At 60.9% G+C, this 993-nt stretch carries 1 protein-coding gene; it reads left to right on the top strand.

Annotation, left to right across the window (positions count from 1 at the left end; genetic code table 11):
• The coding region (gene tnpC, locus MAXJ12_RS34160; RefSeq protein ID WP_008840833.1) for an IS66 family transposase at positions 1–980 on the top strand (980 nt) is incomplete at its 5' end.
• Between the last annotated feature and the right edge of the window lie 13 nt (positions 981–993).

Here is a 993-nt window from a genome sequence, read left to right as displayed (position 1 = left end):
CCGACGGCCTGCCGCTTTACCGGCAGGAGGCCATCTTTGCCCGCTCTGGCGTCGAACTCGATCGCACGGTGATGGCGCCATGGATGGGCAAGGTCGGCTTCGAACTGCAGCCCCTGGCCGATTATGTGCTGGAACGCATCAAACAGGCCGAACGAATCTTTGCCGACGAGACCAGACTTCCGACGCTCGCGCCAGGGACCGGCAAGACTAAAACGGCCTGGCTATGGGCCTATGCCCGCGACGACAATCCCTTTGGCGGGGCCAGTCCGCCGATGGTCGCCTTCCGCTTTGAAGACAATCGCGGTGGCGAGTGTGTCGAGCGTCATCTGGAGGGGTATCGCGGCATTCTGCAGGTCGACGGCTATGCGGCATACAATCGGCTGGCCCAGTCGGCCGGCGCCAATGAGGGCGTGATCATGGCAGCCTGCTTTGCCCACGTCCGACGCAAGTTCTACGAACTCCATGTCAATGGCAGTTCGGAACTGGCGACCGAGACCGTGACCACCATGGCCAGGCTCTGGCAGATCGAGGACGGCGTCCGCGGACAGGCTCCCGAGTTGCGGCTCAAGCACCGCCAGGAAAACTCCGCGACCATCGTCGCCGAGCTCTTCGATATGTGGGAAAAAGAGCTCCCACGAATATCCGGCAAATCGAAGCTTGCCGAGGCGATCCGCTATGCCCTTGCCAGACGCGTGGCGCTCGAGCGCTTTCTTGCCGACGGCCGTATCGAAATCGACTCCAACATTGTCGAGCGGGCGATCCGCCCCCAAACAATAACAAGAAAAAACAGTCTCTTCGCGGGCAGCGATGGCGGGGGACGCGCTTGGGCCACCATAGCCACCATGCTGCAGACGGCAAAAATGAACCACGTCGATCCTTACGCCTGGCTCAAGTTGACCCTCGAGCGCATCGCCCAAGGCTGGTCGATCAGCAAAATCGAAGACCTCATGCCTTGGAACTTCGAAGCCCAAACGGTCTGAGCTCTACGCTTAC

Source organism: Mesorhizobium alhagi CCNWXJ12-2 (assembly GCF_000236565.1).
Classification (GTDB): domain Bacteria; phylum Pseudomonadota; class Alphaproteobacteria; order Rhizobiales; family Rhizobiaceae; genus Allomesorhizobium; species Allomesorhizobium alhagi.
This window is presented reverse-complemented; position numbering and strand designations above follow the sequence as displayed.